We start from the raw sequence: 13,855 nt of genomic DNA, 5'->3' as shown, positions 1-13,855 counted from the left end.
CATGCTGTGACGGCCACGATGTGCGGCTGCTGGATCAGCGCCTTCGCTGCAGCGCGATCTGCGTGAGTTCGTCTATGTCGAACTCCGAGCGGCCCGGTGTGCCGTACCGGGTGATCTTCCCGCGGCTCACCCACTTGCGGATCGTCGCCTCCGAGACGCCCGCGGCCAGCGCGGCCACGTTCGTGGGTACGAGCCGGTGGCGTGGCGGCTTCATGCGCTGACCGCCTTCCGCTGCCGTTCCATGAGCGGCCGTAGAGTGATCCATTCGTGCATTTCCCAACTGTGTCCCGACGAACACCGGATGCTTCTCCTCTCCGTGTTGCCGATGTGCTGCGCCGAGGTGTTGATCGTCCCCGTGCAGTTGTCCACGACACACTCCCTGTGGAACGCATGACGTTCACTCGGGCCGGGGTCGATGGTGCGCAGCAGTTCCAGCCTGAGACCGTCAATTTCCTCTGCGAAATCAACGGCCGGTGGCTGTGTGACGAGCCACTCCAAGTGGATCAGCAAAAATCGCGTCAAGTCCGGGACCGTGCGCGTGGGTGCGCTTTTTCCAAGCTTTTCGACGACGAATCCCGACCACGACTCGAGAATGGTCAGGATGTTGTGCCGGGTGTCGAGTGCGGCCATGTTCAGGTGATCCCGACTGCGGCTCCCGGACACTCTCGTCTGGTTCATTCGTCTGGATATGGGCGCTATGTGGTGCAGGCTCTCCTGGTAGAGACCGGGGAGGGCGCGCAGGTTACTCTGCACCTGCCTGATGCACGGGACGCAGAGCACGGCCCCGGTGGCCGTGCGACGTTCCTGGGTGTGAGTTCCGGGGCATGCGTGAAACTCCATTCAATCTCCTTCACGAGGTGGCTCGCCCGGCAACCGTCAAGGAGCACACGAATGCCCTATGCGGGTTGCGCAGTTATGGTCGGATCGATGGCCCCTGGAGAGAGGGAGAGCCGGTACGGCCGGATCCCACGCCGAAATCGCTGAAAGAACCCAGACGTGTTTGCCGGATACAGCGCGTCACCTGCGTTCCATACCCCCCGACGCTGCCCAGACGTAACCTATGGGTGCACAGGGAGGCTTCCACGGGGCCGTTCAGGGTGTCAACGTTCGTCATTCGCAGTCGATCGTCCCTAAAGGGGAACTCGAGATTCGCCCCATGTCGGCGCAGTCACCTGATGAGGTCGGGTACGCGATCGGCCGGAGCCACAGGTAGCCTGCTCAGCCGCCCTCGGTGCTTCCGCCTCAAGGTGCCCTTTACATCTATACTCAAGGAGATACGTGTGACTTCGGACGTGACCACCGGCAGCGGTCAGGAGGCGGCCGACTTCGCGCGCCGCACCAGCACCGGCCTGCTCCAGCGAGTCGAGGACCGGCTGCGCTCCCTGCTCTCGGCCGAGCGTGAGACGTGGGCGGAAGTGGACGAACGCGCGGTCATCCCCGTCGACGCGCTGTCCGAGATGATCGCCTCCGGCGGCAAGCGCATCCGGCCCGCCTTCGCCATCGCCGGCTACCTCGCCGCGGGCGGCGACCCCGAGGACCCCGGGATCGTGGCCGCCGGTGCGGCCCTGGAGATGCTGCACCTGGCCCTTCTCATCCACGACGACGTCCTGGACGATTCCAGCCAGCGGCGCGGACTGCCGACCGTCCACGTGAAGCACATGGACGTGCACCGGAGCAACGACTGGCAGGGCGAGGACCGCCGGTTCGGCGAGGGCGTGGCCATCCTCGTCGGCGCCCTCGCGCTCGCCTACTCCGACGAGCTGATGTCCGAGGCGCCGGCGTCGGCCCTCCCCGAGTGGCACAAGCTGCGCTCCGAGGTGATGATCGGCCAGTACGCGGACGTCCACGCTGCTGCCGAGTTCTCCGTCGACCCCCGGCTCTCCCGCCTGATCGCCAAGATCAAGTCGGGCCGTTACACCATCCACCGGCCCCTGGTCGTGGGGGCGAAGGCGGCGGGCCGCGGCGACCTCGCTCCCGCCTTCGCGGAGTACGGCGAGGCCGTCGGCGAGGCGTTCCAGCTCCGCGACGACCTGCTGGACGCCTTCGGCGACTCCGCGGACACCGGCAAGCCCGCCGGCCTCGACTTCACCCAGCACAAGATGACGCTGCTGCTGGGCTGGGCGATGCAGCGCGACGAGCACATCCACACCCTGATCACGGAGCCGGGACACACCCCCGACGAAGTGCGCCGCCGCCTGCTGGACACCGGTGTTCCCGCCGATGTCGAAAAGCACATCGACGGCCTCGTCGAGCGGGGCTGCAAGGCCATCGCCGACGCGCCCGTCGACCAGGTCTGGCGCGACGAACTGGCCGAGATGGCCAGGCGGGTCGCCTACCGCAACGCGTGAGCCGGCGGGACCGGCCCGGCCAGGGCGGCCAGGCCGGTCCCACCGCCCCCCGGCTCACCCGCGGGGCACCTCATGGCTCGATTCCCGCCAGAGCCCGTTTCGTGGCTCACTGGACCCTCGCTGGAACCCCCCGCCCCGCCCGGCACCACAGGCACAGGCGGGCGTAAGCACCCCACCAGGCACATCGGAGCCAAACGCCCGGAACACGGGCGCCCCGGGCACCGTCACGGCGGCGCACCCCGCGCCCGGCATCCCACGCCCGGCTGAGAAAGCCCTGCCGCTCGGACGCCCGCGCACCGCATGATGCATGCACAACACGCAAGAGGGGCGGGGGAGATGAGCCTGGACGCAACGGCGATCGACAGGGCCGGCGGCCACGGCCACGCGGTGGTGATCGGCTCCGGCCTCGCCGGGCTCACCGCGGCGCGGACCCTGGCCGACTTCATGGACCGGGTCACCGTGATCGAGCGCGACCGGCTGCCCCGCGGATCCGGGCGGCGCCGGGGCGTGCCCCAGGCCCGGCACACCCACACCCTCATGCCCACCGCACACCAGGGCCTGGAGCAGCTGTTCCCGGGCATCGTCGCGGATCTCACCCGCGCCGGAGCGGTTCCCGTGCGGATACCCGAGGACGTGCTGGTGCTCGGCCCGGCCGGCTGGCTGCCCCGCCAGGACTGCGGCCTGTTAGCACTGAGCGCCGGCCGCGACCTGATCGACGGTGTCGTACGCGACCGGCTGCGCGCCGACCCGAAGGTTACCTTCCTCTCCGAGCACGAGGTCGTCGCTCTGGAGCCCGGCCGCCGCGACACGGTCGTCGGCGTGTGGGCGCGCGGCCGGGACCGGCGGGCCTCCGACGGCTTCGGCCCCCGGCGCCTGATCGAGGCCGACTTCGTGGTCGACGCCTCCGGGCGCGGCTCGTGCGCCCCGCGCTGGCTGGCCGAGCTCGGCTACCAGACGCCCAGGGAATCGGTGGCCCGCACCCGGACCACGTACGCCTCCACCGTGTTCGCGCCGCCCATCGGTCATGTCGCCGACTGGAGCGGCCTGCTGCTGATGGGCTCGGCCGACCACCCGCGCCAGGGCATCCTCCAGCCCATCGAGGGCGGACGCTGGTCGGTGACGCTCAGCTTCGGCGACGGCAGACGGCCCCCCACCGACCACGAGGGCCTGCTGGCCGCGGCGGGGGAGCTGCGCCACCCGCTGCTGCGCGAGGTCATCGAGGCCGCCACCCCCCTCGGCCCGGTCTACACCTGCGCCGGCACCGAGAACCGCTGGCGCCACTACGAGAAGCTGCGCCGCTGGCCCGACCAGTTCGTCGTCGTCGGCGACGCCTTCGTCGCCGTCGACCCGGCCCACGGGCACGGCATGACGCTCGCCGTGCAGGGCGCGCTCGTCCTCGACCACCTGCTCGCCGGCCACGGCACCGCCGTGGGCATCAGCTACCGGCTGCGCCAGGCCCTCGCCCAGCACCTGGCTCCCGCCTGGCGGTCGAGCCTGCGCAACCTGGGCGTGGCCGGCACCGGCCAGGACCTGCCCGACGGACCGGCCGCCCGCCTCGGCCGGCGCTACGCGGCCCGGCTCGCCGCCGCCGCGACCACCGACCCCCACGCGGCGACGCTGCTGCTCGAACGCTTCCAGGCGGTCAACCCGCCCCCCGCCCTGCCCCGGCCGCGTGAGCTGCGGGCCCTGCTGCGCGCCCCGCGCCGCCCGGCAGCCGCGACACCGCCCAGCACCACCCACGCCGACACCCGACGGCGCCGCCTCGCCACGCCGGCCACACCCGCCTTCGGGGTCTCGATCGGCTCCGCCAGTCCACGGGCCGCGAGCTCCTCGGTCCACTGGAGCGGCACCGGCCGGTGAACCCGGTCGTCAAGCCGAAAGACGCGGCCATTACGCTTTCTGGTATGACAAGAGTGGAGCAACTAGCCGCCACGGAAGGCGACTTGAGTTGCCGGGAGCGGGTAGGGACCGATAGACGGGTCCTTGGGCCCGGCCTGTTAGGTACGGAGGGAACCGACGTGCTGGCCGACCGCTCGCACCGCGCTCGAGAATCCGTCCAGTTGAGGGCATGTAATGGCTTGAATGCGGTTGTCCGGACGCGGTTTGCGCCGATAGCGTTCCAGCCGCTTCACGGCACGCGAGGGGAGAGCGCGCGGGTATGAGCACGACCGAGAGGGCGCCGCAGAGCGAGCGCAACCAGGCGTCGCACGGCGAGCGAGTCGCCGACTGGATGGACGGTCGGCTCGCGATCTACAAATGGGGCAAGCTGTCCCGCAAGGTCTTTCCCGAGCACTGGTCGTTCATGTTCGGTGAGATCGCGCTCTACAGCCTGATCATCCTGCTTCTCACCGGGGTCTGGCTCACCCTGTTCTTCAAGCCGGGCATGAGCGAGGTCGTCTACCACGGCCCGTACGTCCCGCTCCAGGGTGCGCGGATGTCGGAGGCATACGAGTCCACCGTCAAGATCAGCTTCGAGGTGCGCGGCGGCCTGTTCATCCGCCAGCTGCACCACTGGGCGGCTCTGACCATGGTCGCCGCGCTCAGCCTGCACACGCTGCGGCACTTCTTCACCGGTTCGTTCCGCAAGCCGCGTGAGATGAACTGGCTGATCGGCTTCCTGACGCTCGTCCTGGCCATCATCGAGGGCTTCGTCGGCTACTCGCTCCCCGACGACCTGCTCTCCGGCACCGGCCTGCGCATCCTGGAGGGCGTCACCCTCGCCATCCCGCTGGTCGGTACGTACCTGACGATGTTCATCTTCGGCGGCGAGTATCCGGCCGAGGACGTCATCTCCCGGTTCTACAGCATCCACATCCTGCTGGTGCCGGGAATCCTGGTGGCCCTGGCCACCGTCCACCTGATCCTGGTCTTCTACCACAAGCACACCCAGTTCCGGGGCCCCGGCCGCACCGAGAACAACGTCATCGGCCAGCCCCTGATGCCGAACTACGCGGCCAAGGCCGGCGGCTTCTTCTTCGTGGTCTTCGGCATCCTGTCGCTCATGGCGGGCATCGCCCAGATCAACCCGATCTGGAACTTCGGCCCGTACCGACCCGACCAGATCTCCCAGGGCTCCCAGCCCGACTGGTACATGGGCTTCCTCGAAGGCGCACTACGAGCGATGCCCGCCTGGGAGTTCACCGTCGGCGGTTACACCGTCAACCTCGGCGTCATCATCCCGGCCGTCCTCCTGCCCACGGTGATGGCCCTGTCGCTCGCCCTCTGGCCGTTCCTGGAGGCCTGGGTCACCGGCGACAAGCGTGAGCACCACCTCCTGGACCGCCCGCGCGAGCGGCCCGCCCGCACCTCGTTCGGCGTCGCCTTCTGCGCCCTGTACCTGGTGCTGTTCTTCGGCGGTGCCAACGACGTCCTGGCCGAGAAGTTCCATCTGTCCGTCAACTCGATCACCTGGGTGGTCCGGATCGGCGTCTTCGTCATCCCGGCGCTGGCGTACGTCATCACCTACCGGATCTGCCTGGGCCTGCAGCTGCGGGACCGCGACAAGCTGCTGCACGGCCGCGAGACCGGCATCATCAAGCGGCTGCCGCACGGCGAGTTCATCGAGGTGCACGAGCGCCTGGAGCGCGGCACGGAGTACATGCTGCTGTCCCGGGAGTCCGCGGAGGCGCTGCCGGCGCCCGTGCGGGAACAGGACGGCGTCCGCAACCCCGAGTTCCGCAAGCAGGCCCTGCGCTTCAAGCTCAACCGCTGGCTGAACGGCGGCCAGGTCGCCACACCGACCCCGCAGGAACTGCAGCACGCCCTGGAACACCACGGCCACTCCTCCGACGGGCACGCGGCGATCGGCCACCAGAGCGGCCCCGCCGAGGAACGGGAGCCGGTCCAGGAACTCCACTGACCTGGAGGCACACGCCCGAACACACCTCCGCCTCCAGAACGCCGCTGCCGGGGCCCGACCAGGGCCCCGGCAGCGGCGTTTTTTCTGTGTTGCGGGGCCGTCCCGCGCGCGTAAGCGGGGCGCCAGGCCGCTAGACGGGTCCCAGGTCCCGTTTCAGGTCCCGACCCAGCCGGCGTTCCAGCGGCGACAGCGGCACATCGGCGCACAGCCGCTCAGGATGACCCGGAGCAGGACCGGTGAGCGGGCCGGGCCCGGGCAGGGGCCCGATGTAGAACGTGCCGTACAACGCCAGACAACGCCAGAACCCACGGAGCATGCGACGAGCGTGGAGCAGGTACACGGCGGGCCTCCTTCAGCGGTCGCACCGTCGAACGTGCCGTCACTGCCAAACGCCCCCACTGTGGGGCGCCCCGCTGGAGGCGCCCTCCAGGCCCGCTGTAACGTCGTCCTGGGCCCGTACACGGGCGACGGCCGGACGGAAGAGAGCAGGGCGGCACGATGGTCGGTATCGGGGACACGCTGGACGTCGCCGCAGCCGGCCACTTCACCCGCCCGGTCCCCAGGACGGCACCCGCACAGATGCGCTTCCTGGTCCGCCGGCTCAAGGGCACCAGGCCGGTCGCCGACCTCCTCGGCATCTCCCAGCGCACGGTCGAGCGTTATGTGCGCGACCAGATCAAGCACCCCCGTCGCGACCTCGCCGAACGGCTCCTCGCGGAGACCCGCAGGCGCTGGCAGCCGCGGGTGCGTGAGCGGGCCCGGCAGCAGGCGGCCACCACCGGCGGCATCTTCGTCTCCGCCCGCGCCCGCTTCGGCTTCACCGCGGCCCCCGGAACCACCGACGACCCCCGCGTCCGCCACATCAACCAGGCCCTGCCGCCCGAGTACGCGGCCCGCCTCTTCGCCGCCCAGGAGACGGGCGCACCGGAGAGGGAACTCCAGGCCATCCTCGCCGAGGGCCTGGGCGAGATGTACTTCCGTGACCGGGGCCGCCGCGCGCAGGGCCTGTCGGTGGAGTTCACCGGCATCGAGCAACTGGACCTCGACTTCTGATCCTGATTCCTGCCGTGCGCCGGCGCCGCCCGCCGTAGGATTCCTCGCCGTGATCACCAAAGGCGCGGACCGAACCGGCCGGCAACCCACCCCGAGACCTCACCTGCCGTCACGACAGCGGGACTTCACCCGCGTGTGGCACGCCTACGCGGTCAGCGCGGCGGGCACGGCCGTGGGCGCGGGCGCCCTCCCGCTGGTGGCGGTGACCACGCTGCACGCCACGGCCTTACAGGTCTCGCTGCTCGCGGCGCTGTCCTCGGTCCCCGGTGCCGTCATCGCGCTGTGGCTGGGCGGCCGTATCGAGCACCGCACCAAGCGGCCCGTCATGATCGCGGCGGACCTCGCCCGCGCCGTCGCCCTGGCCAGCGTCCCCCTCGCGGCGGCCCTGGGCCTGCTCACGTTCGGCCAGCTGTGCGCGGTCGGAGTCGTGCAGGCGGCGGCCACGACAGCGTTCCTGGCGGCGAGCACCGCCCATCTCAAGGCACTGGTAGCCCCCGAGGCCCGGCTGCGCGCGAGCGCCCGCTTCGAGACGACCGACTGGCTCAGCCAGAGCGCGGGACCCCCGAGCGGAGGCCTCCTCGTGGGCGCCCTGGGCACGACGGCCACGGTGGCCGTGGACGCCCTCTCCTTCGCCCTCTCGGCCCTGGGCATCAGCCGCCTGCAGACCCCCGAACCCGAACCCCCGCCCGTACCCGCCTCCCGCTCCTCGGCCGGCGTGAGCACGGGCTGGCGCACCATACTCGCCCACCCGGGCCTGCGCCCCCTGTTCTGGAACGCACTGCTCTTCGGCGGCCCGGTGATGGCGACCGTCCCGCTCCTGGCCGTTCTGATGCTGCAGGACATGCACTTCACACCGATCCAGTACGGCCTCGCGCTCGGCCTGCCCTGCCTGGGCGGCATCCTCGGCTCGCGCTGCACCCTCCCGCTCACCCGCCGCCTCGGCGCGCACCGGGTGCTGCTCGCCTTCGGTGTGCTGCGTACGCCCTGGGCCCTGCTGCTGGCCTTCGTCCCGCTCGGCCGGCTCGGCCTCGTCGCCATCGTGGCGATCGACACGGGACTGCTGTTCGCGGTCGGGGTCTTCAACCCGGCCTTCGCTGCCTACCGCATGGCGGTGACCGACGACCACGTGATAGCCCGGGTCGTCACCGCCTGGTCGGTCAGCGCCAAGACGGCACAGCCGGCGTGCATGCTGGCGGCGGGTCTCCTGGCGTCCCAGGTCGGCGTACGCCCCGCCCTCCTCGTCGCCGGCACTCTCTGCCTGGCCAGCGCCGCGCTGCTGCCCTGGACCGCCGCGGCCCCCGACCCCGCTCCGGCTGCCGCCCGCACATGAAAGAACCCCGCCCCCCTGAGAAGGGGGGCAGGGTTCGCCGAGCGCCGGGCAGGCCTTGCACCTGCATCTCCCCGCAGGAAGCGGGGCGTCTTTCCTTGGACCACCAACGCGTGGCGCATCTCCCGGATCCCGGGCGCCGCGCTCAAGATCGACTTTATCCCACGGGCCTCCCACGGCACAAACCCGCTGCCGCCGGACCACCGACCCCGCTCCGGCTGCCGCCCGCACATGAAAGAACCCCGCCCCCCTGAGAAGGGGGGCGGGGTTCGCCGAGCGCCGGGCAGGCCTTGCACCTGCATCTCCCCGCAGGAAGCGGGGCGTCTTTCCTTGGACCACCAACGCGTGGCGCATCTCCCGAATCCCGGGCGCCGCGCTCAAGATCGATTCTATCCCACGGGCCCCCACGGCACAAACCCGCTGCCGCCGGACCACCGACCGAACCGCCGTGTCCCGCTCGGCGCCCGGGGAGCACGGAAGAGGGCCGGGTGACCCGGCCCTCATGCTCGCGTGTGCCGCTGCCGCCGCGCCCGCGGGCACGGCGGACGGACTGTCAGGAGTGCGCCTTCTCCGGCTCGGTGGCCGGCTTCGGGCTGTGCTGGCCGGGCACCGGCAGCGGGCCGCTGCGCAGCAGCAGGCCGCCGATGAGGGCGCCGCCCGCGAAGATCCCGGCGCACACCCAGAACACCTGGTGGTAGCCGTGGACCACGGCCAGCTGGAACAGCCCCGGCCCCGGCTTCCCGTGGGCGTGGCTGGTCAGGTAGTCGGTGGCGGCGCTGGCCGCGATCGTGTTGAGCAGCGCGGTACCGATGGCGCCACCGAGCTGCTGGCCGGCGTTGAAGGTCGCCGAGGCGATACCCGAGTCCTGCGGCTGCACTTCGGAGGTTCCGGTGCTCAGGGCGGCGGAGTAGATGAAGCCCATGCCGACACCGATCACCATGATCGGTCCGAGGATCGCCGAGGCGTAGTGCGAGTCCGGCTCGATCCGGGTCAGCCAGGCCATGCCGCCGGCGTTGAACAGCATGCCGAGGGGGATGAGCGGCCTCGGGCCGAACTTCGGCATCAGCCGGATGTTGCCCACGTTGCTCGTGACGGCGATGACGGCCACCATCGGCAGCAGGGCGACACCCGACTTGAACGCCGAGTAACCCAGGTCGGTCTGCATGTAGTAGATGAGGAAGAGCAGCACGCCGAACATGCCGGCGCCGACGACCAGCGAGGTGATGTAGGCGCCGCCGCGGTTGCGGTCGAGCACGACCCGCGGGGGCAGCAGCGGGTTCTGGGCACGGCGCTGCCAGAGGGCGAACAGGATGACCAGCACACCGCCGGCCGCGAGGAAGACCCAGGTCGAGGGGGTGTGCCAGCTGTGCGTCGCCGCGTTGGAGAAGCCGTAGACCAGGCCGAACATGCCGCTGGACACCAGGACCACGCCGGGGATGTCCATCCGGGCGCCCGTGCGCGGCTGCCGGGTCAGCAGCGGGGAGCCGACGATCAGCGCGAAGGCGGCGAAGATCAGGTTGACGTACATGCACCAGCGCCAGTTCAGGCCGGAGGTCAGCGCGCCGCCGATCAGCAGGCCCAGGCCGCCGCCGCTGGCCGCGACCGAGCTGAAGGCGCCGAACGCCTTGCCGCGCTCCTTGGGGTCGGTGAACGTGGTGGCCAGCAGCGACAGGGCGGTGGGCGCCAGCAGCGCGGCGAAGACACCCTGGCAGGCGCGGGCGGTCACCAGCATGCCGAAGCTGTTGGCGGCGCCGCCGACGGCGGAGGCGCCCGCGAAGCCGACCAGGCCGACGATGAACGTCTCCTTGCGCCCGATGAGGTCGGCCAGACGGCCGCAGAACAGCAGCAGACTGCCGTAGCACAGCGCGTAGGCCGTCACGACCCACTGCTTGTCCGCGTCCGAGAAGTGCAGCGCCTTTTGCGCCGACGGCAGCGCCAGGTTCATCACCGTCGTGTCGAGGGTCAGCATGAGGTAGGCGACGCAGATGACGGCGAGGATCATCCACCGCCGTGGATGCTGCCCGGCCGCAGGCACGGCGCTGGTTGTGGACATGAGCTGTCTCCTAATTGCATTGTCAGACTTCAGGCTCCGCCCGTATGACAGGCCGGGGCAGCCAGATGTGACGGGCCGCCGCGGCGGCCCGTCAGCGGGGACCGCCGGGCTAACGCCTGTCGGCGGCCTGGTGGCCCAGCACCCGGGACAACGCCTGTGTCAGCGCGTCTGCCGGGTCCTCGCAGGCGCCCATGGAACGCCAGGCCACGTGGTTGTCGGGGCGTACCAGGACAGCGCCGTCGTCGGCGATCTCCCGTACGGCCGCCCAGCCGCTGTCGGCGTACTGCGCGCCGTCGCCGATCCGGGCCACGGTCAGGGGGACCGAGAGCTTGTCGGCGACCTGCTCGGCCGCCTCGGCCCACGGGGTGCCCGCGGCGCCGGTGATCAGGACGAAGCCAGCGGAGGCCCCGGTCAGGTCATGGGTGGACAGGCGCTGTCCGTCCCGCTCGATCCACGCGTGCGGCAACCGGTGCCCGGGGCGGGTGGTGGGGTGGTAGTCGGTGCCCATCGGCGAGCGGGCCGGCGGCTCGGTGCCGTCGGGGACGAGCGCGCCGTCCTCGTAGGCGAAGCCGATCTCCATGTCGTGCGCCCGGCACTCGGCGCGGTGGGTCTCGAAGAACTCCGCCGCCCTGGCGCGCGTGACCGCGCCGACCGGGGACGGGGCGAAGTAGCTCTCGAACACGGACGGGCGCAGCTGCGGCGGGACGTGCGGGCCGAGGCCGATCGCGGTATCCGTCATGGTCCGGTGGTGGAACCAGGTGGCCAGGCCCCACTCGACGTTGCGCTTGCCGATGGCCCGCCGCTCGGACTCGTAGGTGTCCAGCAGGCTGTCGCCGGCGCGGCCGGAGAGCACCGCGGCCAGCTTCCAGGCGAGGTTGTGCACGTCCTGGATGCCGCCGTTCAGGCCGAGCCCGGTGGTGGGCGGCTGGCGGTGGGCGGCGTCGCCGACGATGAGCACCCGGCCGGCCCGGTAACGGTCGGCGAGCACTCCCTCGACCGTCCAGTGCGTCACCTTGTGCACCGTCAGCTCGAGGTCGGGCACGCCCAGCACCTCGCGCATCCGCTCGGCGAGCGCCTCCTCGTCGGAGCTGTCGACGTCGCCCAGGAGGAAGCTCAGGCCCCACTCCTCGCAGTTCTTGCCCCAGGTCGGCCCCATCTCCAGCAGCCCGCAGCTGAGGTCGGCGCGGTAGGGGTTGACGAACCAGGTGATGAGGCTGCCCTCGTTCCACCACTTCGACAGGTCCGCGGAGAAGTACACGGTGGTGACGTTGGCCATGTCGAACATGCCTTGCATCTGCACACCGAGCTGGGGGCCGAGCGTGCGACCGCCGTCGGCGGCGATGACGTACTGTGCGACGACCTTGGTGACCTCGCCGCTCTCGAGGTCACGGATCTCGGCGACGGCGCGGTCGTCCTCCTCGGCGAAGGAGACCAGTTCGTGGGAGAAGAGCACTCCGCCGGGATTGCGCTCCTCGGCTTTCTGACGCAGGATCGGCTCAAGCCTCAACTGCGGCAGTTTTAACGGCAGCACGGGGCCGTCCGCCGCGTAGACCTCGGTCATCGCGCCACCGCCGAAGGCGTCCATCTCGTGGATCACCTGTCGGTCCAGCGGTCCCTCGCCGGTGAGCGTGGTCTGCCAGCGCACCCGGCCGAACTGGCCCGGTTCCGCGGCGGGTTCGGCGACGGTGTCGTAGAGGCCGTGCTGGCGGAAGATTTCCATCGTGCGCTGGTTGATGTAATGCGCCTTGGGTAGAATTGACGTGTCCGCATGCCGTTCCACGAGCAGGTGCCCCACACCGTGGTCCGACAGGAAAATGGAGGCGGACAGGCCGCATCCACCGCCACCTACAATCAGGACCGGAACCTCGGTAACCTTCATATTCGGCCTTTCATAAAGTGAGGGCCCGCATGCGGGGCACCAGACGATCATGAACGACGCCGGTCTCCGGCGGGCGGGCCGGGAAACGGTTCAACCGATGCGTCGTCGCGGAATATGACGGTCGACGCCACCATGACGACGTTTTTCGGCATGCTGCGGTCCCCAGCATCCGCCAGGGCCATTGGCTTGCACTACTGCGCGGCTTGGCGTGCGCTTGGCGCCGGCTTGGCACCGGCTGCCCCCCGGACCCGTGCGGTCGCAAGGGCTCCGCCGCCAAGGGCGACCAGACAGGCCGCCCCGCAGCGGAGCCCCGACTTGCCTACTGTCAGGCCGACTTCGCGACTGCCCTGGGGTGTGGCTGCCAGTCCAGGGACGGCGCATGGTTGAGTATCTGCTTCTCCAGCAGTTGCAGCGCCGGCCGCGGATCGATCCCCAGCTCGTCCGCCAGCCGCTTCTGGTTGGTACGCAGCACCGCCAGTGCGTCGGCCTGCCGGCCCGCCCGGTAGAGGGCCAGGCTCAGCAGTTCGCAGCCATACTCGCGCAAGGGATGGGTCTGGAGGAAGGCCTCGAGCTCGGCCACCGCGATTTCGTGGGCGCCGGCCGCGAGCAGTGCCGCGCAGCGCCCTTCGACCACCGACAGCCGCAGCTCCTCCAGCCGTGCCACGTCCGGCCGTACACAGGTGGTGTCGGCCACCTCGGAGTATGCCTGCCCGCGCCACATCGCCAACGCCGCCTCGAACTCGTTGACCGCGTACTGCGGATCCCCCCAGTCCAGTGCCTGCCAGCCGGCGACGGCCCGTTCGCTGAAGCGGTGCACGTCCACCTCGGCGGCCCGGCTGTCCAGCAGATAGCCGCGTCCGTAGGTGCGCAGCACCGTCGGCGGGGTCCGGGGCGCGCGGCCGGGCTCCAGCACCCTGCGCAGGTTGGCGACGTACGCGTGGAGCGAGGTGAGCGCCGACGGCGGCGGCTTCCCGTCCCACAGCTCCTCGACGATCAGATCGACGGCCACGGGCTGGCCCACCTTGCTGACCAGCAGTGCCAGCAGTGCGCGCTGCTTGGGCGCCCCCAGGTCGACGACGCGACCGCCGACGACGGCCTCGATCGGGCCCAGTGCGCGGAACTTCACCGTCGAGCGCGCCGACGCCGGTATTTCGGGACCGGGTTCGAGCTCTCTGGCCACGTACACCCGCAGCGCCTCGTTGGTGCGGCGAAGCTCCCGAACCTCGCGTTCCAACTCCGCGATGCGCCACGCTTCCGGATTGCCGGGTTTCACGCTTTGCCCGACCTTCTCGTTCGCCATCCGTGAACTCCCCACTTCCACGGCCTGGTTGGTCGC

The 13,855-nt window shown here is 70.6% G+C and carries 11 protein-coding genes; 5 read left to right on the top strand and 6 right to left on the bottom strand.

The window, feature by feature from the left end; translation table 11 throughout:
• Positions 1 to 34: 34 nt before the first annotated feature.
• Positions 35 to 214 carry a hypothetical protein gene (locus tag K7G59_RS33090; RefSeq protein ID WP_225840390.1) on the bottom strand — a complete coding sequence of 60 codons (180 nt, stop codon included), beginning with the start codon at positions 212 to 214 and terminating at the stop codon, positions 35 to 37.
• Entirely contained in the window at positions 211 to 630 is a 420-nt protein-coding gene (locus tag K7G59_RS33085; protein WP_225840389.1) for a hypothetical protein, read from the bottom strand. Before K7G59_RS33085 ends, K7G59_RS33090 begins: the two co-directional genes overlap by 4 nt.
• 650 nt (positions 631 to 1,280) lie before the next feature.
• On the opposite strand from K7G59_RS33085, the gene K7G59_RS33080 reads away from it, so the two are divergent.
• The 3 genes from K7G59_RS33080 to K7G59_RS33070 all read left to right on the top strand — a co-directional run bounded on the left by K7G59_RS33080 (position 1,281) and on the right by K7G59_RS33070 (position 6,207).
• Positions 1,281 to 2,348 (top strand): polyprenyl synthetase family protein, encoded by a 1,068-nt coding sequence (locus K7G59_RS33080; protein WP_225840388.1) that lies wholly within the window; start codon positions 1,281 to 1,283, stop codon positions 2,346 to 2,348.
• A 336-nt stretch (positions 2,349 to 2,684) separates the two neighbouring features.
• Entirely contained in the window at positions 2,685 to 4,208 is a 1,524-nt protein-coding gene (locus tag K7G59_RS33075) for an NAD(P)/FAD-dependent oxidoreductase (protein ID WP_225840387.1), read from the top strand.
• Between the two features lie 298 nt (positions 4,209 to 4,506).
• Complete coding sequence (locus tag K7G59_RS33070) at positions 4,507 to 6,207, top strand: cytochrome bc complex cytochrome b subunit (protein ID WP_225840386.1); 1,701 nt, start codon at positions 4,507 to 4,509, stop codon at positions 6,205 to 6,207.
• A 130-nt stretch (positions 6,208 to 6,337) separates the two neighbouring features.
• Here K7G59_RS33070 and K7G59_RS33065 read toward each other — a convergent pair whose 3' ends face one another.
• The gene (locus K7G59_RS33065) at positions 6,338 to 6,523 is read right to left on the bottom strand and encodes a DUF6059 family protein (RefSeq protein WP_225840385.1); all 186 of its coding nucleotides are present in this window, start codon (positions 6,521 to 6,523) and stop codon (positions 6,338 to 6,340) included.
• A 182-nt stretch (positions 6,524 to 6,705) separates the two neighbouring features.
• On the opposite strand from K7G59_RS33065, the gene K7G59_RS33060 reads away from it, so the two are divergent.
• Together K7G59_RS33060 and K7G59_RS33055 are read left to right on the top strand one after the other, a co-directional pair.
• The gene (locus K7G59_RS33060) at positions 6,706 to 7,260 is read left to right on the top strand and encodes an XRE family transcriptional regulator (RefSeq protein ID WP_225840384.1); all 555 of its coding nucleotides are present in this window, start codon (positions 6,706 to 6,708) and stop codon (positions 7,258 to 7,260) included.
• Positions 7,261 to 7,309: 49 nt separating this feature from the next.
• A complete protein-coding gene (locus tag K7G59_RS33055; RefSeq protein WP_225840383.1) occupies positions 7,310 to 8,590 on the top strand; it encodes an MFS transporter in 1,281 nt (426 codons plus the stop codon).
• Between the two features lie 550 nt (positions 8,591 to 9,140).
• Here the strand turns inward: K7G59_RS33055 and K7G59_RS33050 are convergent.
• The 3 genes from K7G59_RS33050 to K7G59_RS33040 all read right to left on the bottom strand — a co-directional run bounded on the left by K7G59_RS33050 (position 9,141) and on the right by K7G59_RS33040 (position 13,819).
• The gene (locus K7G59_RS33050; RefSeq protein WP_225840382.1) at positions 9,141 to 10,640 is read right to left on the bottom strand and encodes an MFS transporter; all 1,500 of its coding nucleotides are present in this window, start codon (positions 10,638 to 10,640) and stop codon (positions 9,141 to 9,143) included.
• 109 nt (positions 10,641 to 10,749) lie between these two features.
• On the bottom strand, positions 10,750 to 12,519 hold the full coding sequence (locus K7G59_RS33045) for an FAD-dependent monooxygenase (protein WP_225840381.1): 1,770 nt from the start codon (positions 12,517 to 12,519) through the stop codon (positions 10,750 to 10,752).
• A gap of 325 nt (positions 12,520 to 12,844) precedes the next feature.
• A complete protein-coding gene (locus K7G59_RS33040) occupies positions 12,845 to 13,819 on the bottom strand; it encodes an AfsR/SARP family transcriptional regulator (protein ID WP_225840380.1) in 975 nt (324 codons plus the stop codon).
• Positions 13,820 to 13,855 lie beyond the last annotated feature (36 nt).

This window comes from Streptomyces sp. NK08204, from assembly GCF_020400585.1.
In the GTDB taxonomy this organism is placed as follows: Bacteria; Actinomycetota; Actinomycetes; order Streptomycetales; family Streptomycetaceae; genus Streptomyces.
The sequence above is the reverse complement of the archived record's forward strand: the minus strand, read 5'-3'. Positions and strand labels throughout refer to the sequence as shown.

Excerpts from the sequence above, each read along its gene's own strand:
- K7G59_RS33050 (WP_225840382.1), bottom strand. The coding sequence starts at position 10,640 with ATGTCCACAACCAGCGCCGTGCCTGCGGCCGGGCAGCATCCACGGCGG.
- K7G59_RS33045 (WP_225840381.1), bottom strand. The coding sequence starts at position 12,519 with ATGAAGGTTACCGAGGTTCCGGTCCTGATTGTAGGTGGCGGTGGATGC.
- K7G59_RS33090 (WP_225840390.1), bottom strand. The coding sequence starts at position 214 with ATGAAGCCGCCACGCCACCGGCTCGTACCCACGAACGTGGCCGCGCTG.
- K7G59_RS33075 (WP_225840387.1), top strand. The coding sequence starts at position 2,685 with ATGAGCCTGGACGCAACGGCGATCGACAGGGCCGGCGGCCACGGCCAC.
- K7G59_RS33070 (WP_225840386.1), top strand. The coding sequence starts at position 4,507 with ATGAGCACGACCGAGAGGGCGCCGCAGAGCGAGCGCAACCAGGCGTCG.
- K7G59_RS33065 (WP_225840385.1), bottom strand. The coding sequence starts at position 6,523 with ATGCTCCGTGGGTTCTGGCGTTGTCTGGCGTTGTACGGCACGTTCTAC.
- K7G59_RS33085 (WP_225840389.1), bottom strand. The coding sequence starts at position 630 with ATGGCCGCACTCGACACCCGGCACAACATCCTGACCATTCTCGAGTCG.
- K7G59_RS33040 (WP_225840380.1), bottom strand. The coding sequence starts at position 13,819 with ATGGCGAACGAGAAGGTCGGGCAAAGCGTGAAACCCGGCAATCCGGAA.
- K7G59_RS33060 (WP_225840384.1), top strand. The coding sequence starts at position 6,706 with ATGGTCGGTATCGGGGACACGCTGGACGTCGCCGCAGCCGGCCACTTC.